Annotated in this window: 25 protein-coding genes; 4 read left to right on the top strand and 21 right to left on the bottom strand. The window is 66.7% G+C overall.

Going from position 1 to position 19,879, the window contains the following annotated elements:
• The first annotated feature begins 110 nt into the window (after positions 1 to 110).
• Complete coding sequence (locus tag ACTXPP_RS01980; RefSeq protein ID WP_443340622.1) at positions 111 to 1,364, top strand: ubiquitin family protein; 1,254 nt, start codon at positions 111 to 113, stop codon at positions 1,362 to 1,364.
• Positions 1,361 to 2,518, top strand: a complete 1,158-nt coding sequence (locus ACTXPP_RS01975; RefSeq protein WP_443340620.1) for a S8 family serine peptidase — start codon at positions 1,361 to 1,363, stop codon at positions 2,516 to 2,518. The genes ACTXPP_RS01980 and ACTXPP_RS01975 overlap by 4 nt, the downstream gene beginning before the upstream one ends.
• An 11-nt stretch (positions 2,519 to 2,529) precedes the next feature.
• On the opposite strand, the gene eccB is transcribed toward ACTXPP_RS01975, so the two are convergent.
• Complete coding sequence (eccB, locus tag ACTXPP_RS01970; RefSeq protein WP_443340618.1) at positions 2,530 to 3,717, bottom strand: type VII secretion protein EccB; 1,188 nt, start codon at positions 3,715 to 3,717, stop codon at positions 2,530 to 2,532.
• A 176-nt stretch (positions 3,718 to 3,893) separates the two neighbouring features.
• Here eccB and ACTXPP_RS01965 point away from each other — a divergent pair, with 176 nt between their 5' ends.
• Positions 3,894 to 4,676, top strand: a complete 783-nt coding sequence (locus tag ACTXPP_RS01965; RefSeq protein ID WP_443340617.1) for a hypothetical protein — start codon at positions 3,894 to 3,896, stop codon at positions 4,674 to 4,676.
• 105 nt (positions 4,677 to 4,781) lie between these two features.
• Positions 4,782 to 5,750, top strand: a complete 969-nt coding sequence (locus ACTXPP_RS01960) for an arsenic resistance protein (RefSeq protein WP_367618716.1) — start codon at positions 4,782 to 4,784, stop codon at positions 5,748 to 5,750.
• 1 nt (position 5,751) lies between these two features.
• Here ACTXPP_RS01960 and ACTXPP_RS01955 read toward each other — a convergent pair whose 3' ends face one another.
• The 20 genes from ACTXPP_RS01955 to rpsH all read right to left on the bottom strand — a co-directional run bounded on the left by ACTXPP_RS01955 (position 5,752) and on the right by rpsH (position 19,516).
• Entirely contained in the window at positions 5,752 to 6,255 is a 504-nt protein-coding gene (locus ACTXPP_RS01955; protein ID WP_443340616.1) for a flotillin family protein, read from the bottom strand.
• 48 nt (positions 6,256 to 6,303) lie between these two features.
• A complete protein-coding gene (locus ACTXPP_RS01950) occupies positions 6,304 to 6,912 on the bottom strand; it encodes a flotillin family protein (protein ID WP_443340614.1) in 609 nt (202 codons plus the stop codon).
• Between the two features lie 266 nt (positions 6,913 to 7,178).
• Positions 7,179 to 7,583, bottom strand: coding sequence for a hypothetical protein (locus ACTXPP_RS01945; protein ID WP_443340613.1), 405 nt, complete (start codon positions 7,581 to 7,583; stop codon positions 7,179 to 7,181).
• 119 nt (positions 7,584 to 7,702) lie between these two features.
• Positions 7,703 to 8,569: a tRNA pseudouridine(38-40) synthase TruA gene (truA, locus tag ACTXPP_RS01940; protein WP_443340611.1), complete on the bottom strand. Its 867-nt coding sequence runs from the start codon at positions 8,567 to 8,569 to the stop codon at positions 7,703 to 7,705.
• Entirely contained in the window at positions 8,570 to 9,406 is an 837-nt protein-coding gene (locus tag ACTXPP_RS01935; protein ID WP_443340609.1) for a hypothetical protein, read from the bottom strand. It abuts the gene before it with no gap.
• 317 nt (positions 9,407 to 9,723) lie between these two features.
• Positions 9,724 to 10,245 (bottom strand): 50S ribosomal protein L17, encoded by a 522-nt coding sequence (gene rplQ / locus ACTXPP_RS01930; protein WP_301498738.1) that lies wholly within the window; start codon positions 10,243 to 10,245, stop codon positions 9,724 to 9,726.
• A gap of 140 nt (positions 10,246 to 10,385) precedes the next feature.
• A complete protein-coding gene (locus ACTXPP_RS01925; protein ID WP_301498736.1) occupies positions 10,386 to 11,399 on the bottom strand; it encodes a DNA-directed RNA polymerase subunit alpha in 1,014 nt (337 codons plus the stop codon).
• 138 nt (positions 11,400 to 11,537) lie between these two features.
• Positions 11,538 to 12,143: a 30S ribosomal protein S4 gene (gene rpsD / locus ACTXPP_RS01920; RefSeq protein ID WP_301520596.1), complete on the bottom strand. Its 606-nt coding sequence runs from the start codon at positions 12,141 to 12,143 to the stop codon at positions 11,538 to 11,540.
• Positions 12,144 to 12,166: 23 nt separating this feature from the next.
• On the bottom strand, positions 12,167 to 12,571 hold the full coding sequence (rpsK, locus tag ACTXPP_RS01915; protein WP_301498283.1) for a 30S ribosomal protein S11: 405 nt from the start codon (positions 12,569 to 12,571) through the stop codon (positions 12,167 to 12,169).
• Between the two features lie 3 nt (positions 12,572 to 12,574).
• On the bottom strand, positions 12,575 to 12,943 hold the full coding sequence (gene rpsM, locus ACTXPP_RS01910) for a 30S ribosomal protein S13 (protein WP_301498281.1): 369 nt from the start codon (positions 12,941 to 12,943) through the stop codon (positions 12,575 to 12,577).
• Between the two features lie 227 nt (positions 12,944 to 13,170).
• Positions 13,171 to 13,389, bottom strand: coding sequence for a translation initiation factor IF-1 (gene infA, locus ACTXPP_RS01905; RefSeq protein ID WP_301498279.1), 219 nt, complete (start codon positions 13,387 to 13,389; stop codon positions 13,171 to 13,173).
• Between the two features lie 214 nt (positions 13,390 to 13,603).
• Positions 13,604 to 14,407 carry a type I methionyl aminopeptidase gene (map, locus tag ACTXPP_RS01900; RefSeq protein WP_301498278.1) on the bottom strand — a complete coding sequence of 268 codons (804 nt, stop codon included), beginning with the start codon at positions 14,405 to 14,407 and terminating at the stop codon, positions 13,604 to 13,606.
• Positions 14,408 to 14,426: 19 nt separating this feature from the next.
• Positions 14,427 to 14,972, bottom strand: a complete 546-nt coding sequence (locus ACTXPP_RS01895) for an adenylate kinase (RefSeq protein WP_301498276.1) — start codon at positions 14,970 to 14,972, stop codon at positions 14,427 to 14,429.
• A complete protein-coding gene (gene secY, locus ACTXPP_RS01890) occupies positions 14,969 to 16,300 on the bottom strand; it encodes a preprotein translocase subunit SecY (protein ID WP_301498274.1) in 1,332 nt (443 codons plus the stop codon). The genes ACTXPP_RS01895 and secY overlap by 4 nt, the downstream gene beginning before the upstream one ends.
• A 528-nt stretch (positions 16,301 to 16,828) precedes the next feature.
• On the bottom strand, positions 16,829 to 17,275 hold the full coding sequence (gene rplO / locus ACTXPP_RS01885; RefSeq protein WP_301520644.1) for a 50S ribosomal protein L15: 447 nt from the start codon (positions 17,273 to 17,275) through the stop codon (positions 16,829 to 16,831).
• A gap of 3 nt (positions 17,276 to 17,278) precedes the next feature.
• Positions 17,279 to 17,464, bottom strand: a complete 186-nt coding sequence (gene rpmD / locus ACTXPP_RS01880) for a 50S ribosomal protein L30 (protein ID WP_301520651.1) — start codon at positions 17,462 to 17,464, stop codon at positions 17,279 to 17,281.
• A 5-nt stretch (positions 17,465 to 17,469) separates the two neighbouring features.
• Entirely contained in the window at positions 17,470 to 18,111 is a 642-nt protein-coding gene (gene rpsE, locus ACTXPP_RS01875; protein ID WP_301520645.1) for a 30S ribosomal protein S5, read from the bottom strand.
• Positions 18,112 to 18,151: 40 nt separating this feature from the next.
• Positions 18,152 to 18,556 carry a 50S ribosomal protein L18 gene (gene rplR, locus ACTXPP_RS01870; RefSeq protein ID WP_301520646.1) on the bottom strand — a complete coding sequence of 135 codons (405 nt, stop codon included), beginning with the start codon at positions 18,554 to 18,556 and terminating at the stop codon, positions 18,152 to 18,154.
• A 2-nt stretch (positions 18,557 to 18,558) separates the two neighbouring features.
• The gene (gene rplF / locus ACTXPP_RS01865; RefSeq protein ID WP_301520647.1) at positions 18,559 to 19,095 is read right to left on the bottom strand and encodes a 50S ribosomal protein L6; all 537 of its coding nucleotides are present in this window, start codon (positions 19,093 to 19,095) and stop codon (positions 18,559 to 18,561) included.
• A 22-nt stretch (positions 19,096 to 19,117) separates the two neighbouring features.
• Complete coding sequence (gene rpsH, locus ACTXPP_RS01860) at positions 19,118 to 19,516, bottom strand: 30S ribosomal protein S8 (protein WP_301520648.1); 399 nt, start codon at positions 19,514 to 19,516, stop codon at positions 19,118 to 19,120.
• Positions 19,517 to 19,879: the final 363 nt, after the last annotated feature.

The raw sequence follows: 19,879 nt of genomic DNA, 5'->3' as shown, positions 1-19,879 counted from the left end.
GACTTTTTCGCGTACGCTGCCCAATGAACCACCTACGGTTGACCGAGGGGACGCGTCGGAGGGGACGCGACCGGCCGCAGGCGGAGAACACCACGGGGGACACAACACCCATGATCGCTGTCAGCATCACCGTCATCGGGCGAGGCCCGGACCGCACCGTCGAAGCCACCGTCGCCGACACGGTGCCCGTCGCCGAACTCATCCCCCACCTGGTCACCGCCGAACCCGGTGACCTGTGGCGACTGTCCGGGCCGGTGGGGGTGCTGCGCCCCGAGCGGTCCCTGGCCGAGTCCGAAGTCCGCCCCGGCGAGCGCCTCACCCTGCAACGTGCCGGGCTGCCCGCCCCACCGGTCGACGATGTCGGCCGGCTCAGTGAGGACGTCCCGCCCTCCCCGGCGGCCTGGGTCGCCGCCTGCCTGGCCGCGGTGGTGTCGTGGTTCCTGCCTGCGGGCGCCATGGAGCAGTTGCCGGAGCTGGTCTGGCACCCGCTGGGGGTCAGTGCGACCGCGCAGACGGTGCTGGACGGAGCGGTCGGGGAATTCGCGGTGCCCGCGGTGCCCGGGGTTCCGGTCGTGGTGCTGCTGATCTGGGCCGCCCAGCTCGTCGCCACTTTCGCCGCAGCCGCCGCCTCCCTGACCGATGCGCGGTACGTGCCGGTGGCCGCACTCCTCGGCTTCGGCGTGGGGCTGCAGGCCAGTGTGGTTGCCGCCTGCCTGTTTGCCGCATTGGCGGTGTGGCGTCCGGGGCCGGAACGGGTGGTGAGTGTGGGGCTGCTCATCGCCGCCGTCCTCAATGTCGTCCCCGGGGTGACGATGCTGCTGGGGTTGGCCGCACTGACCTTCTCCGGCCAGCTCGCACTGGGGTTGGCCGGTGTCAGGTTGCCGCGGATCCCGGCGACCGGTCTCTTCGATGCCCTGGAATCCTCGCCCGACAGCCGGCCCGACACCGGCGCCACCGCTGCCCGGGCCCGCTCACTGCATCCGGCAATGGTGGTGACCTGCTGTGTCGTCCTACTCGCCGGGACGGTGCAGCTACTCCCCGCCGGGGAGTCGGACGTCCCGGTCTGGACCATCGCCGCCCTCCTGGTCGTCGCACTGACCGGCCTGTCCGCCCGGGCCTGCCGACCGGTCCACTCCGTGGTAGTGACGGTCACCGCCACACTGTTGCTGACCTGGGTGGCGCTCCACCTGCCGGGGGCCTGGTCGCTCCTGGCCCTGGCCCCCGCCGCTCTGCCGGCCGTGCGGGTCACCTCTCCGCTGGCCGGCCGGGTGCTGGACATCACCGAGACCATCGCCTTCGCCGTGGCCATCCCGCTACTCATCGCCACCACCGGCATTTTCGACCTGGTCCGGGGCATCGGATGAGGCACACTCTGGCAGTTTCCCTGGCAGTTGCCCTGACCACTGCCCTCACCGTCCTGCCGGTGGCGACGGTCCCGGGTCTCGAGCCATCCGCGCCGGCGTTTGCCGAACCACGCTGCGACGAGCCGGTCTTCGGCGACCCGCTACCGGTGGACGTCGACCTGCCCCACCAGGTTTCCACCGGTCGAGGTGTCGGTGTCGCCGTCATCGACACCGGGGTCGATGCACCGGGGGTCCGCACCCTGAACCCCGCCGACCGCGACCGTTGCCTGTTGCACGGCACCGCCGTCGCCGGCGTGGTGCGCACGGTCGCGCCGGACGCCACCATCGTCTCCGTCCGGCAGGGAACCGGGGCCGGTGAGGACCCCGACCGGACCACCGTCGCCGACCTGGTCTCCGCAGTGGACCGGGCGCGCCGGGCCGCTGCCGAACACGATGTGCGGGTGATCACCATGTCCGTGGTGGCCTGCGAGGACACCGCCGAACTCCGCCGTGCGGTGCACGGCGCCGAGGATGCCGGGCTCCTCGTTGTCGCCGCGGCGGGTAATACCGGACAGTGCCAGGACGGTCAGGTCCCCTACCCCGCGGCGCTGCCCGGTGTCCTCACCGTCGGCGGGGTGGATGCCCGGCTGGCCGAGGCCAGTGGCGCGCAGCTCAATGCCGGACGGCTGTCAGCCGACTACAGCACCCCCGGCCACTGGGTCGACCTTCACGCCCCAGGTGGTCCGGTGTCTGCGCCGATGCGGCTGGGCGAGACGGTTCGGACGGTCGTCGGGGATCCGGCCCCGTTCACCGGCACCAGTTTCGCCACCCCGGTGGTTGCCGCCACTGCGGCACTGATCTGGCAGGTCGATCCCGGGCTGACGGCGACGCAGGTCCGTTCCCTGCTGGTGGATACTGCCCAACATGGTGTCGTCGATGTCGTTGACCCGCAGGCCGCCGTCGCTGCGGCCGCCGACCGGTCCCTGCCGGGTACGGCTGTGACCACCGGTGCCACCGAGACAGGCCCTTTCGCTCTGCCGGCGACCGTGGCCGTCGTCCACCCGACACCCGAGCACCGCGACCTGCGCATTCCCCTCGGGCTGGGCGCTCTGGGGCTGGTGGCGGTCCTGGCCACCGGGGTGCTGCGAGGGCTGTGCGACCTGCGCCGAGGGTGACGCTCCGGACTTCAGGCAGCTGCGCTGGTCAGCGTTTCCCTGGCCCGGTCCTGTGACAGCACACCGCCGTCCGGCAGGGGCTCCAGTACCCGGAAGGACACCTCAGGCAGTGCGGCGACGCCGCCCTCCCCACCCCAGTCCCCCATCGCCTCCAGCTCCTCCACCGAGGTCACCGAGTACCGCACCCCGGCCTCGCTGACCAGGACGAAACCTCGTTCGGTCAGGACGGCAGACGTCCCCCGCGGCCCCGCGAAGTGGGAGCCGGGGCCGACCGCAGGGCCGGCGCCCGGGTCGGGGGCGTGCACCACACCATCGCCCACGCAGACCTCCTCCACCGTGTCGAAGGACATGGCCGCTGGCACATGGGACAACGCTGCCGTCCCGGTCATCTCCGGACGCGACAGGATCTCCGCCAGCGGTAGCTGTTCAGCCGGGGTGGGGACCAGAACCTCAGCGACCGCCCGGCGGGTGCCGGTCATCTCGGCGACCCGCGTCGGACCGGCGAGGAACACCCGGTCGCCGCTGGTCACCAGCCCGTCCAGTGCGCCCAAAGACACGTCCGGACCTCGCCGCAACACCTGCAGCATCCCCTCAGTCACCGGGACCGGGGCCGCGCCGACCGCCCGGGCCAGCTGTCCACCAATCCCGTCGGAGGGGCCCAGCAGCATCCTCGTGTCGTCCACCACCAGCCACAGTCCGTTCGGGGCGTCGACCACCACCGGTCCGGCGTCCTGCACCGATCCCCCCGTCGCTGCAACGACCCCGTCGCGACACAACGCCCACTGCGAGGACGCTGCGGCGACGACACCCGGCGCGTCCGAAATCCCCACCGGTGGACCCGACGGCAGCTGCGACAACTGCGCCGAGGTCGACCGGGTGACCTCCTCCGTGGAGCCGAGCAGCAGCCGGGCCGAGGCGACATTGGTCACCGGGTGGAAGACGTCGTCGATGCGCACGTGCAGCGCCCCGGATTCATCGGCGACCAGCCCCGCCCCGTCGATGGAGGGCTGCGGACGCAACATCGCCACCAGCAGCATCCCGCCAGCGACCAGCAGTGACAGCAACAGCCCCACACCGATGGCGCGACGCTGGGTGCGCAGCGGATCCTGCGCCATGCGCGGGTCACCGATGACCAGTGCGAGTTCCGTGCGACGCAGCAGAAATGCGTATCCGGACACTTGAAGTCCCGTTGTCCTCATGGACGATCCCCCTGTGATGCCTGTGTTGTATCTACCCCGAGGTGCCCGGGGAGGATACGGCGAGAAACAGTGATTTTCCCGCATTCCCCCGACCACCATGCTTTGCTGGACGATAGTACATCGCTTATCGCGGACAAGGGGACGAAATGCGGGGATATGCACGACTTCGGCAACCGGTGGAGTGGTTCCACCGCCAGGTTCACGGACGGGGACGACCGGCGGCCACGGTGTGGTTCCAGGTCTATCCGTGCCACCCGGACCTGTGGGGATCCGCCCCCACCGAACCAGTGACGGTGGATGCTGGACTGCTGGCCCGGCTCGCCGCCGGCCTACGGATGGACGAGGTAGCCTCCGTCGTCGCCGCGCCCGGTGCGGAATCCGCGATCCAGCTGGCCACCGCCCCGGCACCGCGTCCGGCCACGACGGTGCAGCGTTCCTATGCCGGATTGGCGTCGTTGCTGCGCCAGACCACGCGGTGCCTTGTCGGGGTACCGGAGGGCCTCGCGGTCCGGATGGCCTGGGCCGCGGCCGGGTGTGGACTGCTGGCCAGCAGGGTGGACGCCCTGCCGGTGGGTGCGCGGATCTGCCCTCCCGGCACGGTGCTCAACGCGACCGCGCTGCCCGGTTGGATGGTCGGTACCGACGAGTCCGGGGTGCCGGTGCAGTTGAACCTGCCACCGGGCTCCACCACGGTGATCACAGGTGCCGACACCGACACCGTGGCGGCGACGATCGCACCGTCCGGACGTGTCCTCGGGCAGGATGTCGCGGTGGTCCACAGCATCGAGGAATGGAAGGCGGCATGGCATCCGCAGCAGTGCCGGGTGCTGGTCGATCCCACCGGTGAAATGGCCGGAGGTGAGGTGGTCGTGGACGCCACCGTCGATCTGAACGCCGGCCGGGTGAGCGTCGGCGGGGGAACACAGATCGCCATCACCGCGTTGCCGCTGCGCCGGTAAGCCACTGCGCCACCGGACCGGCCGACCATTAGGCTGGGCGGCGTGACCGAGTCCGACACCGCCGCAGCAGCCCCCGAGGCGCCTGCTGTCGCGACCGCTACCGCCCTGTCCGGGGTCGTGCCGTGGCTGGAGCGTCGCCAGGTGGCCCTGTATCTGCTGGCCCTGATTGCCGGTGGTGTGCTCGGGCTCGGGGTCCCGGCGGTGGCCGAACCGGCCGAGGCGGCGATCAACCCGGTCCTGGTGCTGCTGCTCTACGCCACCTTCCTCGCTGTCCCCGTCCGTCGGATCGTGGACGCGGTACGTGACCGGCGGTTCCTGGCGACGATCGGTGCGCTGAACTTCCTGCTGGTCCCGCTGGTGGTGTGGCTGTTGACCCGCCCCATCGCCGACGACCGGGCGCTGCTGGTCGGCGTGCTCTTCGTGCTGCTCGCCCCGTGCATCGACTACGTCATCGTGTTCACTGGCCTGGGCGGCGGGGCGTCCGACCGACTGCTGGCCGCCACCCCGGTGCTGATGCTGGCGCAGATGGTGGCATTACCGCTGTACCTCTGGCTGTTCGTCGGCGCGGATGTGGTCGAGTCGGTGGAGCCCGGCCCGTTCCTCGAGGCCTTCCTGCTGCTGATCCTGCTGCCGCTGACTGCTGCGGCGGTGACCCAATGGGTGGCCTCCGGTTCGGGGCGTCCCGCCCGCGCCGCCACCGCCGTGGACTCGGTGTTCTCGGCGGCGATGGTGCCGCTGATGATGGCCACCCTCGCCGTGGTGGTGGCCTCCCAGATCCACGGGGTGGCCAGTCGCTGGGACACCCTGGCGAAGGTAGTCCCGGTGTACCTCGCCTTCGCCGTGGTGATGACCCTGATCGGCGCACTGGTGGGACGCCTCGCCAGGCAGAACACCGCCGCCCGACGGGCGACGGTGTTCACCGGGGTCACCCGCAACTCACTGGTGGTGCTGCCTCTGGTGCTGGCACTGCCGGACGACTACCAGCTGGCCCCGCTGATGGTCGTCACCCAGACGCTGGTGGAGTTGCTGGTGATGGTGGCGCTGGTCCGCCTGGTGCCGCGGATGGTGCGCTGACCTACTCTGCGGCCTGCTCCGCTGACGCAGCGGCCTCCCCGTTCGGACGCGCCAGCTTGCGCAGCTCCGGGGCGATCCCGGCGAGCTGGCTGAGCAGCTTGGTCAGGTCCTGACCCTCACCGATCATGGTCAGGTTCGAGGTGGCCAGGCTGTCGGCGATGGCGCGCATGATCTCCGGCATCTGCTCGACCATCTGCTGGTCCAGGGCGATGGCGTCGCCGGCGGACAGTGCCTCGGCGGTGATGCGGGTGGCCTCGGCCTGTGCCTCCGCCTCGATGCGCCGACGCTTGGCCTCGGCCTCGGCCGGCTTGATGACCTCGGTGACCAGGTTGTTCTCCGTCAGGCGGGCCTGCTCGACAGCCAGCTCGGCCTGGGCCGCGGCGGTGTCCTGGTCCGCCTTGGCCTGGATCATCGCCAGCTCGGCCTTCTTCTCGGCGACGGACTTGTCCGCCTCGGCCTGTGCCAGCGGCTCGGCGTTGCGGGCCTCGGCGCGGGACTGCGCCACGGCCTTCTCGTTGGACGCGACCTCGATCTGGGTGTCACGCTCGTACTGCTACTTCCGACGTGCGGACTTCTCCCGCTCCTCGGCGATCTCGGCGTCCCGCTGCGCCTCGGCGACGGCCTTCTCGCGCTCCACGCGGGCGAGCTCGGGTGCGGAGAGAGCGTTGATGTAGCCGGAGGGGTCGCTGATCGAATTGATCTGGAAGGAGTCGATCTGCCAGCCGAAGGTCAGCATCTTCACCTCGGCGTTGTGCAGCACCTCGGAGGCGAGCTTCAGCCGGTCGGAGATCATCTCCTCCACGGTGAGCGTGCCGATGATCGCGCGGGTCTCACCGGAGAAGATGTCGTGGGCGGTGGAGAGGATCTGGTTACGGTCCACGCCCAGGAAACGGTTGGCGGCCTGGGTGATGTTCGGCTTGTCCGACTGCACGGAGAACACCACGGAGGCTTCGACGTCCACGTCCACGTTCTGCTTGGACTGTGCGCGGACCTGGATGTTGACCGTGTTCGCCCCGATGTGGAAGCGCTGAACGCGGTGCAGCACCGGGACAGACCAGGCACCGCCTCCGACGACGACACGGTAGGGACTGTCCGGTGCACGGCCGGTGAAACCACCGGTGATCAGCAGTGCTTCGGTCGGTTTCGGGACATCGTAGAGCACAGGTGCCTCTTTTCTCGTGGTTGGAGAGTTACCCAACCATGGTGACACATTTTAGGTATGCCTACATGGCAGGGGTGTAGAAACCTGGGGATTCCTTCGAACCGCCAATTCCCGGTCAGCTATCCCCAGTTCGGAGCGTTGTCCCCTTCACCGGGGTAACACCTCACAGTGGAACCGTCGGCCGCCGTCGTGGTCTCACCCTCATTGGCCTGCAGGCGGGTGCACTCGTCGCCCTTGTTCGGCGCAGCCTCGGGCGCATCTGTCGACTACCCCGCACCCTCGTCGTCGGCGTCCGCGGTCTCGGTCTCGGTGGACTCGACCTCGTCGCCGGCGGAGCCACCGTTTTTGCTGCCACCACCGGAGTTATTCCCGCCGGAGTTGTTGTTGCCGCCGCCGTTGCCACCACCGGAGTTGTTACCGCCAGCGTTGCCACCACCGTTGCCGCCCGGTTCACCGGGCTCGCCACCACCGTTGGAACCGCCGTCCTCCCCCAGCTCGTCCTCATTGGTCGCGGACGCCGACGTCGTCTCAGATTCACTGCTCGTCTCGGACACGGTCGAGGTAGGCGGAGTGGTGGTTTCCGAATCATCGTCGTCATCACCACCACAGGCTGCGAGGGTCAACGAGGCAGCCAAAACGGCCGCGACAGCAAAAGGCTTACGGAATGACATGAATTCTCCTGTGGATCATTATGGCCTGCATGTGAAGATCGGCCCTTAGGTGCGTCAGGGTCCATAAGGTTAGTTCACGAAATTAAAGGTCTTAACCTCGGCCCCCTTAACCCCTCAGATCAGGCCACCGGACCCCGCCGGTCACGGGTGACCTCCGCCCGGGCCGCAAGCTCAGCATCCGCCGGGTAGTCCACCGCGACCAGGTTCAACCCGCACGCCGGGGCCACCGGAACCTTGGAACTACGCTCCCGCTCATCGAGCAGTCCGGCAGTGAAGTCCGCTGCACGCCGCCCCTCCCCCACCGACAGAACCGCACCCACCAGCGAGCGCACCATCGACCAGCAGAAGGCATCGGCGACCACGACCGCCTCATAGGTCTGCGGTTCAGCGGCCGTCGAGACCTCCCGCCACGTGAACTCCTGCAGATCGCGCACCGTCGTGGCATTCGGCCGGTACTTGCAGAAGGCTGCGAAGTCGTGCAGCCCCACCAGCGCGTCCGACGCCAACTGCACCGCGTCCAGATCCACCTCACGACGCCACACCGCGGTATCCCGCACCCGCAACGGCAACGGTCCCGCCGGCGCAGTCGTCACCCGGTAGACGTACCGGCGGCGCAACGCCGAGAACCGGGCGTCGAAGCCCTCCGGTGCCCGTACCGCGCCGTGCAGCCGGATGTCGGCGGGCAGGATCCTGGACAGCCGACGAACCAGGTCCTCCGGATGCTGCAGTGAACGCTGCTCGAATGCCGACACCGGAACATCGACATGGGCGACCTGGCCGTTGGCGTGCACGCCGGCGTCGGTGCGTCCGGCGACAACCAGTTCCACCGGATGGCGCAACACCATCGCAAGTGCGTCCTCCAGGACGCCTGCGACGGTACGGAGCCCCTCCTGCGGGCCCTTCTGACGTGCCCACCCGTGGAAATCGGTGCCGTCATAGGCCACGTCCAACCGGACGCGGACCACCTCCTCGCAGTACTCCACCATCTACTTCTCCTCAGCCGTCGACCCGGTCGACCCTGTCGACCCGGCCGACTCTGTCGACTCTGTTGGCTCTGTCAACTCTGTCGACCCTGTCGCGCCCGGACTCGCTTTCACCCCAGGGCCGACACCCCACTGCGCCTCCATCTCAGCGACACGGCGGCTCTCCTGGTCCGCTGCACCACCGAGGGAGTACATCCCGGTACCGATGATGATCAGCCAGAAGGTGATGGTGTCGAAGGCGATGCGCTCGTAGGCGCCGGGGAACCCGTTGGACCCCAGGAACATCAGCGTGAGCATGCCCAGCACCGAGACCGACAGCATCATCTTCGTCAGCGGGATGTACGCCCCGTAGATCAACGGGGACGGATCCGCACCCGCCGCACGCCGGTAGGAGCCGAGACCGGCCAGCAGTGCCATCAACGTCCAGACCGTCAGCGCGAAGAACAGCATCAGCACGTCATGGCCGAGCCTGCCGACGTTGTACGGCACCAGAGCAGCCGCCGTGTAGAACACCCCGGAGCCGACTACGAGCGGCACGACAAGACCCAGCGTGGTATGCCCTTCACGCTGCGCCGACGCGGCGATGACCGCACCGGCCACGATCAGCAGCACACCGGCGATGACATAGGACGTATTGGTCACCACGTGCGCCGGATTGCACACGTAGCGGGTACCGACACTGTCGCGCAGCACCTGGCATTCAGTGACGGTGAAGTCCGCCAGCCGGTTGTCCGTGATCGAGTACAGCCCTTTCCAGCGGATGAACGCCGCGGCCTGACCGATGCAGGAGAAGATGCCGCTCAGGAAGAACAGCACGCCGGCACCTCGGTAGGACAACACCCGAGAAATCTTACCAACCCATCCTGGCAGCCCTCGCCACCCCACACCGTCGCTCAGCCCCGCTCATCACCGGCGTCCGCCGCCGTCCGCCGCCGTCCGCCGCCGTCCGCCGAAATTGGCATACCTGGAGGTACGTTCCCGGGCCGTGAGCGTTCCTCCAGGTCTGGCAATGTGATCCGGAGAGCGCCCGGGGACGGGCTACTACCGCTCACGTGTGTGCACACAAAAGCCCGCCCCCGCGCACGGTGGTGTGCACGGGGGCGGGTGGGGTGAGCACCGCGGCGGACCGCGGCGATCATGCCGTGGGGAACGGGACCTTACTTGGCCTCGTCCTCGGTCTCCTCGGCAGCCTCGGTGACGTCGGCCTCTGCAGCCTCATCGGCGGCAGCGGCGTCGGTGGCCTCGTCGGCCTCGACCTCGGGAGCCTCAGCGGCCTTGGATGCGGCGGCGCGGGTTGCGCGGGTGGCCTCGGTGGAGGCGAGCTCCTCCAGCACCAGCGAGATCTGGGACACCGGGGCGTTGTCGCCCTTACGGTTCTCCAGCTTGATGATGCGGGTGTAGCCACCCTCGCGGCCCTCGAACTTCGGGGCGAGCTCGTTGAACAGGTAAGCGACAACTTCCTTGTCCGTGATGAGCTTCAGGACGTTGCGACGATCCGCAACGGTGCCCTTCTTGGCCTTGGTGATGATCTTCTCGACGTACGGACGCAGCAGCTTGGCCTTGGCATCCGTGGTCTTGATGGCGCCGTGCTCGATGAGCTGAGCTGCCAGGTTGGCGAGGATCTTCTTCTGGTGGGAAGCAGATCCGCCGAGGCGGGCACCCTTCTTCGGGGTAGGCATAACTTCTCCTCGTGTGTTTCTTTGGTCAGACTGTGTCCAGCGCGGTCCAGCACAGTTCAGTGCGGACGCACTGGTGAGCGCGATGTCACCGGCACAGCCGACAGCGGTTCCCTGCGCCAGTTAGAACCAGGACTGCAGATTTACTCTGCGATGTCCTCACCCTCGGTGTCGACGAATTCGCCGGACTCCGGGTCGTAGCCCTCAATGTCGTTGATGTCGAAGCCTTCGGGGGCGTCCTTGAGACCCAGGCCCAGCTCGGCGAGCTTGACCTTGACCTCGTTGATGGACTTCTGGCCGAAGTTGCGGATGTCCAGCAGGTCGGACTCGGTGCGTCCGGCAAGCTGGCCCACGGTGTGGATGTCCTCGCGCTTCAGGCAGTTGTACGAGCGCACGGAGAACTCGAGGTCCTCGATCGGCAGCCCGTAGGCGGCGATGTGCTCGGACTCCGTCGGGGACGGGCCGATCTCGATGCCTTCTGCGGCGATGTTCAGTTCCTGGGCCAGACCGAACAGCTCCACCAGTGTCTTGCCTGCGGACGCCATGGCGTCGCGGGCGGTGATGGAGTTCTTGGTCTCGACATCGATGACCAGCTTGTCGAAGTCCGTGCGCTGCGCGACACGGGTGGCCTCGACCTTGTAGCTGACCTTCAGTACCGGGGAGTAGATCTGGTCGACCGGGATACGGCCGATCTCACCGGTGGTGGCAGCCGCCGGAACGTAGCCGCGGCCACGCTCGACAACGAGCTCGACATCGATCTTGCCCTGCTCGTTGAGGGTGGCGATGTGCAGGTCCGGGTTGTGGACCTCCACACCGGTCGGAACGACGACGTCGGCTCCGGTGACCTCACCGGCGCCCTCCTTGCGGATGTACATCGTGACCGGCTCATCGGAGTCCGAGGACAGCACCAGGGACTTGATGTTCAGGATGATGTCGGAGACATCCTCCTTCACGCCGGGGATGGTGGTGAACTCGTGGAGCACACCCTCGATCCGGATGGAGGTGACTGCCGCGCCCGGGATGGACGACAGCAGGGTACGGCGCAGCGAGTTACCGAGCGTGTAGCCGAAACCCGGCTCCAGCGGCTCGATGACGAACCGGGAACGGGACGGGCTGACGAACTCTTCGCTCAACGCCGGGCGCTGGGAAATGAGCATCTTCTTGCTTCTCCTTCGTGGCGACCGCTATTTGACGCCAAATGAGGTGAACAACATGGGGTTGGGGTCTAACTGTGGGGTACCGCCGCCGACCGCATGCGGTGACGACGATGAACGGGTCGGTGAGGACCCGACGTCCTACTTGGAGTAGAACTCGACGATGAGCTGCTCCTGCAGCGGAACGTCGATCTGGGCGCGCTCGGGCAGCTGGTGCACGAGGATGCGCAGGGTGGACGGCACGACCTGGAGCCACGCCGGCACGACGGCGTCGACGAGCAGCTCCTGGGCCTCCTCGAACCACAGCATCGAACGGGAGCGGTCCCGGACGTCGATGATGTCGTACTGGGAGACCTGGAAGGACGGCACGTTGATGTTCTTGCCGTTCACGGTGAAGTGACCGTGGGAGACCAGCTGGCGGGCCTGTCGACGGGTGCGGGCCAGGCCGGCACGGTAGACGACGTTGTCCAGACGGGACTCCAGCAGGACGACCAGGTTGTCGCCGGTCTTACCCGGACGACGGTTGGCCTCTGCGTAGTAACGGCGGAACTGCTTCTCCATCACGCCGTAGGTGAAGCGAGCCTTCTGCTTCTCCTGCAGCTGGGTGAGGTACTCGGACTCCTTGATGCGAGTACGGCCAGCCTGACCCGGGGGGTACGGGCGGCGCTCGAAGGAGCGGTCCCCGCCGACGAGGTCGACGCGGAGACGACGGGACTTACGGGTGGCGGATCCGGTGTAACGAGCCATGATCTAATCCCTATCCTTTCTAGTTAGACGCGACGACGCTTCGGCGGACGGCAGCCGTTGTGCGGCTGGGGGGACACATCCGAGATCGTTCCGACCTCGAGGCCGGCGGTGGACAGGGAGCGGATGGCGGTCTCGCGGCCGGAGCCCGGACCCTTGACGAAAACGTCGACCTTCTTCATGCCGTGCTCCATTGCCTTACGGGCAGCGGACTCGGCAGCCATCTGGGCGGCGAAGGGGGTGGACTTACGGGAACCCTTGAAGCCGACGTGGCCCGAGGATGCCCAGGAAATCACAGCACCCTTCGGGTCCGTGATGGACACGATGGTGTTGTTGAAGGTGGACTTGATGTACGCGGCGCCGTGCGCCACGTTCTTCTTTACGACGCGGCGGCCGGTACGGCGCGCGCCTGCGCGTGCTTTGGGAGGCATAGACTACTTCTTCTTTCCTGCGATCGTCTTCTTCGGGCCCTTACGGGTACGAGCGTTGGTCTTGGTGCGCTGACCACGGACGGGCAGGCCACGACGGTGGCGCAGACCCTGGTAGCAGCCGATCTCGATCTTGCGACGGATGTCAGCCTGGGTCTCGCGGCGGAGGTCACCCTCGACCTTCCAGGTGGCTTCGATGACGTCCTTGAGAGCGGAAACCTGCTCGTCGGTCAGGTCCTTGGACCGCAGGTCGGGAGAAATGCCGGTCTTCTCCAGCAGTTCGCCGGCACGGGCGGGGCCGATGCCGAAAATGTAGGTGAGTGCAACTTCCATGCGCTTGTCGCGCGGGAGGTCAACACCAGCAAGGCGTGCCATGAGGCAGTTCCTTCCGGTTTGTCAGCGGCGGTTTTCTCCACCCTCGTCCCGGTAACCCGATCTTGTCCCGGAGAATTCCGGGTGTAGTTCGGCAGGCTCCAGCCGCCGCGGCCGGAGGTGTTCCCGTCAACTCCACTGCGCTTTACAGCGACAGGGCGTGACGGGGAGATGAGTGGAGGCGTTCTTCATGTCAGTCGACCAGACCGTGGGGACGGCCCGACCGGTGTCTACTTGTAGCGGTAGACGATCCGGCCGCGGGTCAGGTCGTAGGGCGACAGCTCCACGACGACCCGGTCCTCGGGGAGGATACGGATGTAGTGCTGACGCATCTTGCCGGAGATGTGTGCGAGCACCTTGTGCCCGTTGTCCAGCTCAACGCGGAACATCGCGTTCGGCAGGGGCTCGATGACCTTGCCCTCAACCTCGATGGCGCCTTCTTTAGCCATATCCTCCACTTTTCCCGGCCCGTCCCACGTCAGGGGCAGGCCATTAGGTCTGGTCTTGTTGTGCTGCGGACCGCGGCACACAACCGTGTGCATGCCTGTGTCCACACCAACGGCTAATCGTACGGCAAAAGCCCTGGGCACACCAAATGGTGTACCCAGGGCTTCACCGGCGTCCCCGGGGCCAGCTCTCCGCAGCGGTGCTGCGGCCGTTCCTCTAGTACCGCGGGGTGAGGATCCGGGGGCCGTCGGCGGTGGCGGCCACGGTGTGCTCCCAGTGCGAGGCCCAGGACCCGTCGGTGGTCTTCACGCCCCAGTCGTCGTCGAGGACGTAGGAGTCTGCGGTGCCCAGCGCCAGCATCGGCTCGATCGCCAGGGTCGACCCCTCCTCGATGAACGGTCCCTTACCGGGCTTGCCTTCATTGGCGAGGTAGGGCTCCTGGTGCATCTCTCGCCCGATGCCGTGTCCGCCGTAACCGTCGACGATGAACAGAGGCACCCCGAACGTGTCGGCGGCCCGCCCGGTGGCCTCCTCCAGCGCCCACGAGACGTCGGTGAGCCGGTTCCCCGGCACCATCGCTTTCAGACCCTCGTACAGGACGAACTCGGTGGCCTGGTTGAGCCGGCGGACGTCGTCGGACAGGGCGTCGTCCCCGCCGACCCCGAAAGTCCACGCGGAGTCACCGACCCAACCGTCCAGGGTGGCACCACAGTCGATGGAGACCAGATCGCCGTCCTTCAGGACGGTCTCGGCATCCGGGATGCCGTGGACGATCATGTCGTTGACCGAGGAGCAGACGCTTCCCGGGAAACCGCCGTAGCCCTTGAACGTCGGCACCGCACCGGAGGAGCGGATGATGTCCTCGGCGACCTCGTCGAGGTCCAGGGTGGTGGCCCCGGGCACGGCGGCGTCCCGGACGGCCTGCAGTGCACGGCCGACGATTTCGCCGGCCGCCTGCATGGCGTCCAGTTCCGCCGGGGTCTTGCCCCGGATGATCTTGCGTGACTTACGGAAACCCATGGGTGCTCGGAGCAGCTCTCTAGCGGTCCAGGGCGTCGAGGGTGGAGCACGAGATGTCCTCGACGGTTCCCTCGGCGTCGACGTTGACGATGATGTCGGAGTAGAAGTCGATCAGCGGGGCAGTCTCGTCCCGGTAGACCTGCAGGCGGGTGAGGATGGTCTCCTCGGTGTCGTCGCTGCGGCCACGGGCCAGCATGCGCTCGACCACGACGTCCTCGGACACCTGGTAGTTCAGCACACCGTCCAGGGCGGTGTCCTTGTCGCTCAGGATCTCACCCAGGATGCCGGCCTGCTCGACCGTGCGGGGGAAACCGTCCAGCAGGAAGCCGTCGACGGCGTCGTCCTGCTCCAGGCGCTTGCGCACCATGTCGGCGGTCACCGACGTCGGGACCAGCTTTCCGGCGTCCATGTACTCCTGCGCCTGGCGACCGAGTTCGGTCTCCTTGGCGATGTTCTCACGGAAGAGGTCACCCGTGGAGATGTGCGGCACCTTCAGGGAGTCAGCCAGAATGGCGGCCTGCGTGCCCTTGCCCGCACCGGGAGGGCCGAGGAGAACGAGTCTCATTTGAGGAATCCTTCGTAGTTGGCTTGCATGAGTTGTGATTCGATCTGCTTGACGGTGGTCAGTGCGACCGAGACCATAATCAGGATAGCGGTACCACCGAACGCACCAAGACTTGAGGCTGCCCCATCATCGGCCAGGCCCATGGTGATCGCGACATTCGGCAGGACGGCGATGACCGCGAGGTACACTGAACCGACCAGCAGCAGGCGGGTCATCACGTACCAGAGGTACTCACTGGTGGGACGTCCCGGACGGATGCCCGGGATGAACCCACCGTACTTCTTCATGTTCTCGGCCTGGTCGGCCGGGTCGTACTGGATCGACACGTAGAAGTACGAGAAGAAGATGATCAGGGCACCGAAGCCGACGATGTACTTCCAGTCCGAAGGATCGGAGAGCACCGTCATCACGTTGCGGTTCCACCAGTTGTCGTCCTGGCCGGCGTTGCCGGACTGGATGATCTGGGTGATCAGGATCGGTACCGTGAGGATCGACGAGGCGAAGATCACGGGGATAACGCCGGCCTGGTTGACCTTCAGCGGCAGGTAGGTGGAGGTCTCCCCGTACTGGCGACGACCCACCATGCGCTTGGCGTACTGCACCGGGATACGGCGCTGGCCCTGCTCGACGAAGATCACGCCGATGATGAGGATCAGCACGGCGACGACGACACCGGCGAAGACGAACCCACCGGAACTACTCAGAATCTGACCGCCCTGCGAGGGTACCTGGGTGGCGATACCGGCGAAGATCAGCAGTGACATACCGTTGCCCACGCCGCGGTCGGTGATCAGCTCACCGAACCACATCACCAGCACGGCACCGGCGGTCATGATGGTGACCATGGTGATCAGGCCGAAGACACCGACGTCCTCGTGCAGGACGCGGACGTCCTGCCCCAGGAGCTGACGACGGTCAGCCAGCGCCACGATGCCGGCCGACTGGAGCAGCGCCAGCGCCACCGTGAGGTAGCGGGTGTACTCCGTCATCTTCGCCTGACCGGACTGCCCCTCCTTCTTCAGCTGCTCGAAGCGCGGAATGACCACGGTCAGCAGCTGCACGATGATCGAGGCGGTGATGTACGGCATGATGCCGATCGCGAAGACCGACAGCTGGAGCAGCGCGCCACCGGAGAAGAGGTTGATCAGCGTGTACATGCTGTTCTGGCCGTCTTCGGTCAGGGACCGGAGCTGCGAAGTGACCTCCGCGTAGTCCACACCCGGGGTCGGGATCTGTGCTCCGATCCGGTACAGCACGATCATCGCAAGAGTGAAGAAGATCTTCTTGCGTAGATCAGCATCCCGGAACGCAGAGAGCAAGGCGGTCACGTTTGCCTCCTGGTTCAGCGGACACGTTCCGGGTGGGGTACCCGGGGCCGGCCCCGCCGATGGTTTCTACTTGGGGGTAAGTGTGTGGGTCAGATTATTCCGTCGGCAGAGACCGTGTGACGGACGGCCACGCAAACGGGAAACAGACAACTGCACAAGGATAGCAGCACCCGAACGGTAGGCTACATTTCCGGCCCTTGGGCCGCAGAGTTGTTCCGGGTTTGAGAGGGGTGCGGGCGGGGCGAGCGGCAGTCTCGGGCAGGGTGTGAAGCGAGCTCGGGCAGGGTGTGTACGGGGCACATGTCTGATTCGTGGGATCGTGTGCTGGTTTTCCGGCCCGATCCCAGCGATTCATCACACGTATCTGACACCGTCCCACCCTGTCCCGCCCCGCCCTACCGACATCGGGCCGCCCCGTCCCACGAGAACTGTGCCGGACATGACGAGAACCCCGCTCCCCCAGGACCGGGGAAACGGGGTTCGGCGTCTGTCCGTGGTGACCGTGTGCACGGTCAGGACGGTGAAGAACTAGGCCTCGGTGACAGAGCCGCCGGCAGCCTCGATCTTCTCCTTGGCAGACTTCGAGAACTTCTGCGCGGACACGTTGAGTGCCACGGAGATCTCGCCGTCGCCGAGGACCTTGACCGGCTGGTTGGCGCGGACCAGGCCCGCGGCAACGATGTCAGCAGCGGTCACGTCGCCACCCTTGGGGAAGGCGGTGGCCAGCTCGTCGACGTTGACGACCTGGAACACGACCTTCGCCGGGTTCTTGAAGCCCTTCAGCTTCGGCAGGCGCATCTGGAGCGGCATCTGGCCACCCTCGAAGTACGCCGGCACGTTCTTACGGGCCTTGGTTCCCTTGGTACCGCGACCGGCGGTCTTGCCCTTGGACGCCTCGCCTCGACCCACACGGGTCTTGGCGGTGTTGGCACCCTTGGACGGCCGCAGATCGTGGAGCTTGATGGGATCGCTCATTTTCTACTCCCCTGCAACTTCCTCGACCTTGACCATGTGGCGCACGGTGTTGATCTGTCCGCGGACAACCGGAGTGTCCTCGCGGACGACCGACTGGCCGATGCGCTTCAGGCCAAGCGAGCGCAGCGAGTTACGCTGCTTCGAAATGGTTCCGACGGTTCCCTTGAGCTGGGTGATCTTCAGTGCCATGGAAATCACGCTCCCTGTCCTGCAGCGCGTGCGCGCAGCATCGCGGCCGGGGTGACCTCTTCGACGGTCTTGCCACGGCGGGCAGCAACCTCTTCGGGGCGGACCAGCTGCTTGAGGGCGTCCACGGTGGCGTGGACGACGTTGATGGCGTTGTCGGAGCCCAGGGACTTCGACAGGACGTCCTGGATGCCAGCGCACTCCAGGACCGGGCGGGCGGCGCCACCGGCGATGACACCGGTACCCGGCGCAGCCGGCTTCATCCAGACGACACCGGCGGCGTCCTCACCCTGAACCTCGTGGGTGATGGTGCCGGCGATCATCGGGACACGGAAGAAGTTCTTACGAGCTTCCTCGGCACCCTTCTGGATCGCAGCCGGAACTTCCTTGGCCTTGCCGTAGCCGACACCGACCATGCCCTGGCCGTCGCCCACGATCACGAGAGCGGTGAAGCTGAAGCGACGACCACCCTTGACGACCTTGGACACGCGGTTGATGGTGACGACGCGCTCCAGGTACTGCGAGCGCTCGTCCTGCTGGTCGCGACGGCCGCCACGGCGGTCGTCACGCTTGTTGTCGCGGCCGCGGTTGTCGCGGTTGTCGCGGTTGCTATCGGCGGAGCGTCCGCCGTTACGATCACGATCCGACATCACGCGTTCCTTCCGTCGGTGTAAATGTTGTCGATACGCATTAGAACTTCAGACCACCCTCACGTGCAGCGTCAGCCAGAGCGGCGACGCGGCCGTGGTACTGGTAGCCACCACGGTCGAAGACGACGGTCTCGATGCCGGCGGCCTTGGCACGCTCGGCGATGAGCTCGCCGACGCGGGCGCCGCGGTCCTTCTTCTCACCGTCGAGTGCACGGACCTCGGGCTCGATCGTGGACGCTGCGGCCAGGGTGTGGCCGGCGACGTCGTCGATGAGCTGGGCGTGCATGTGACGGGAGGTGCGGTGGACGACGAGACGCGGGATCTCGGCGGTGCCGCTGATGTTCTTGCGCAGACGGTAGTGACGACGCGTACGCGCGACGCGGCGGCGGGTGGAGATGTCCTTGCCCACCGGCAGACGCTTGTTTGATGCAGTGCTCTGTGCCATCTCTACTTACCCGTCTTTCCGACCTTGCGACGGATCTGCTCGCCTTCGTAGCGGATGCCCTTGCCCTTGTAGGGGTCGTCCTTCCGCAGACGACGGATGTTGGCGGCGATCTGTCCGACCTGCTGCTTATCGATACCGGCGATGGAGAACTTGGTGTTTCCGTCGACCGCGAAGGTGATGCCCTCCGGTGCCTCGATGAGGACCGGGTGGGAGTAGCCGAGGGAGAACTCGAGGTTCTGGCCCTTGGCCTGGACGCGGTAGCCGACACCGAAGATCTCCATCTTCACGGTGTAGCCATCGGTGACGCCGACAACCATGTTGTTGACGAGCGACCGGGAGAGGCCGTGCAGGGAGCGGTTCTTGCGGTGGTCGTCCGGACGGCTCACGATGATCTCGTTGTCCTCCTGGGCAACGGAGATCGGGGCCGGGATGACCTGGGAGAGGGTGCCCTTGGGGCCCTTGACCTCAACGTTCTGACCGTCGATAGCGACGGAAACGCCGGAGGGGAGGGCCACGGGTGCCTTACCGATACGTGACATTAGTACTTAGCCTCCTCTTCCTTTACCAGACGTAGGCGAGGACTTCCCCACCCACGCCCTTCTCGGTCGCCTGTCGGTCGGTCAGCAGGCCGTGGGACGTGGAGATGATGGCCACGCCCAGGCCGCCGAGGACCTTCGGGAGGTTGGTGGACTTGGCGTACACACGCAGGCCCGGCTTGGACACGCGACGCAGTCCGGCGATCGAACGCTCGCGGGACTGGGAGTACTTGAGCTCCAGGGTGAGCTGCTTGCCGGTCGAGGCATCCTCGACGGCGTAGTCGGCGATGTAGCCCTCGGACTTCAGGATCTCAGCGATGCTGGCCTTGATCTTGGAGGACGGCATCGAGACGCTGTCGTGGAACGCGTTGGACGCGTTCCGCACGCGGGACAGCATGTCCGCGATGGGGTCAGTCATGGTCATGGGATGACCTATAGCCTTTCTCGTCAGGGTTCCCGACCCACCCGGGCGTCACCGCGTGTTGATTGACCCGCAACTCGACGCTCCCCGGGCTCAATAGTCCGGATTGCTCGCTACCTGGTGTTCTTGACGCGGCCGCAAAGGGCGGAGGGCCTGTGACAAAGTGGTTCTTGAACTTGCTTGGACGTGATAGACGCACACCTGACGGTGCCCGTCGTGGTCTTCGGTCCCGGGATCGGAGGGCACAGGTGTCCCCCGCGAGACCTGTCCACGCTAGCAACCTGGGCAAATAAAGGCAAAATGAGTGTCATACACCACCCTCACACCCGGTCGGCCCCCCCGGGAGTCCCACCGGTCCGCGCCCCT

The organism is Candidatus Corynebacterium faecigallinarum, assembly GCF_052264515.1.
GTDB classification, from domain to species: Bacteria; Actinomycetota; Actinomycetes; order Mycobacteriales; family Mycobacteriaceae; genus Corynebacterium; species Corynebacterium faecigallinarum.
This window is presented reverse-complemented; position numbering and strand designations above follow the sequence as displayed.

Bases quoted from the DNA above. Each gene is read 5' to 3' on its own strand.
- ACTXPP_RS01980 (WP_443340622.1), top strand. From the start codon at position 111: ATGATCGCTGTCAGCATCACCGTCATCGGGCGAGGCCCGGACCGCACC.
- ACTXPP_RS01975 (WP_443340620.1), top strand. From the start codon at position 1,361: ATGAGGCACACTCTGGCAGTTTCCCTGGCAGTTGCCCTGACCACTGCC.
- eccB (WP_443340618.1), bottom strand. From the start codon at position 3,717: ATGAGGACAACGGGACTTCAAGTGTCCGGATACGCATTTCTGCTGCGT.
- ACTXPP_RS01945 (WP_443340613.1), bottom strand. From the start codon at position 7,583: ATGTCATTCCGTAAGCCTTTTGCTGTCGCGGCCGTTTTGGCTGCCTCG.
- truA (WP_443340611.1), bottom strand. From the start codon at position 8,569: ATGGTGGAGTACTGCGAGGAGGTGGTCCGCGTCCGGTTGGACGTGGCC.
- rplQ (WP_301498738.1), bottom strand. From the start codon at position 10,245: ATGCCTACCCCGAAGAAGGGTGCCCGCCTCGGCGGATCTGCTTCCCAC.
- ACTXPP_RS01925 (WP_301498736.1), bottom strand. From the start codon at position 11,399: ATGCTCATTTCCCAGCGCCCGGCGTTGAGCGAAGAGTTCGTCAGCCCG.
- rpsD (WP_301520596.1), bottom strand. From the start codon at position 12,143: ATGGCTCGTTACACCGGATCCGCCACCCGTAAGTCCCGTCGTCTCCGC.
- rpsK (WP_301498283.1), bottom strand. From the start codon at position 12,571: ATGCCTCCCAAAGCACGCGCAGGCGCGCGCCGTACCGGCCGCCGCGTC.
- rpsM (WP_301498281.1), bottom strand. From the start codon at position 12,943: ATGGCACGCCTTGCTGGTGTTGACCTCCCGCGCGACAAGCGCATGGAA.
- infA (WP_301498279.1), bottom strand. From the start codon at position 13,389: ATGGCTAAAGAAGGCGCCATCGAGGTTGAGGGCAAGGTCATCGAGCCC.
- map (WP_301498278.1), bottom strand. From the start codon at position 14,407: ATGGGTTTCCGTAAGTCACGCAAGATCATCCGGGGCAAGACCCCGGCG.
- ACTXPP_RS01895 (WP_301498276.1), bottom strand. From the start codon at position 14,972: ATGAGACTCGTTCTCCTCGGCCCTCCCGGTGCGGGCAAGGGCACGCAG.
- rplO (WP_301520644.1), bottom strand. From the start codon at position 17,275: ATGAGCGATCCCATCAAGCTCCACGATCTGCGGCCGTCCAAGGGTGCC.
- rpmD (WP_301520651.1), bottom strand. From the start codon at position 17,464: ATGGCACTGAAGATCACCCAGCTCAAGGGAACCGTCGGAACCATTTCG.
- rpsE (WP_301520645.1), bottom strand. From the start codon at position 18,111: ATGTCGGATCGTGATCGTAACGGCGGACGCTCCGCCGATAGCAACCGC.
- rplR (WP_301520646.1), bottom strand. From the start codon at position 18,556: ATGGCACAGAGCACTGCATCAAACAAGCGTCTGCCGGTGGGCAAGGAC.
- rplF (WP_301520647.1), bottom strand. From the start codon at position 19,095: ATGTCACGTATCGGTAAGGCACCCGTGGCCCTCCCCTCCGGCGTTTCC.
- rpsH (WP_301520648.1), bottom strand. From the start codon at position 19,516: ATGACCATGACTGACCCCATCGCGGACATGCTGTCCCGCGTGCGGAAC.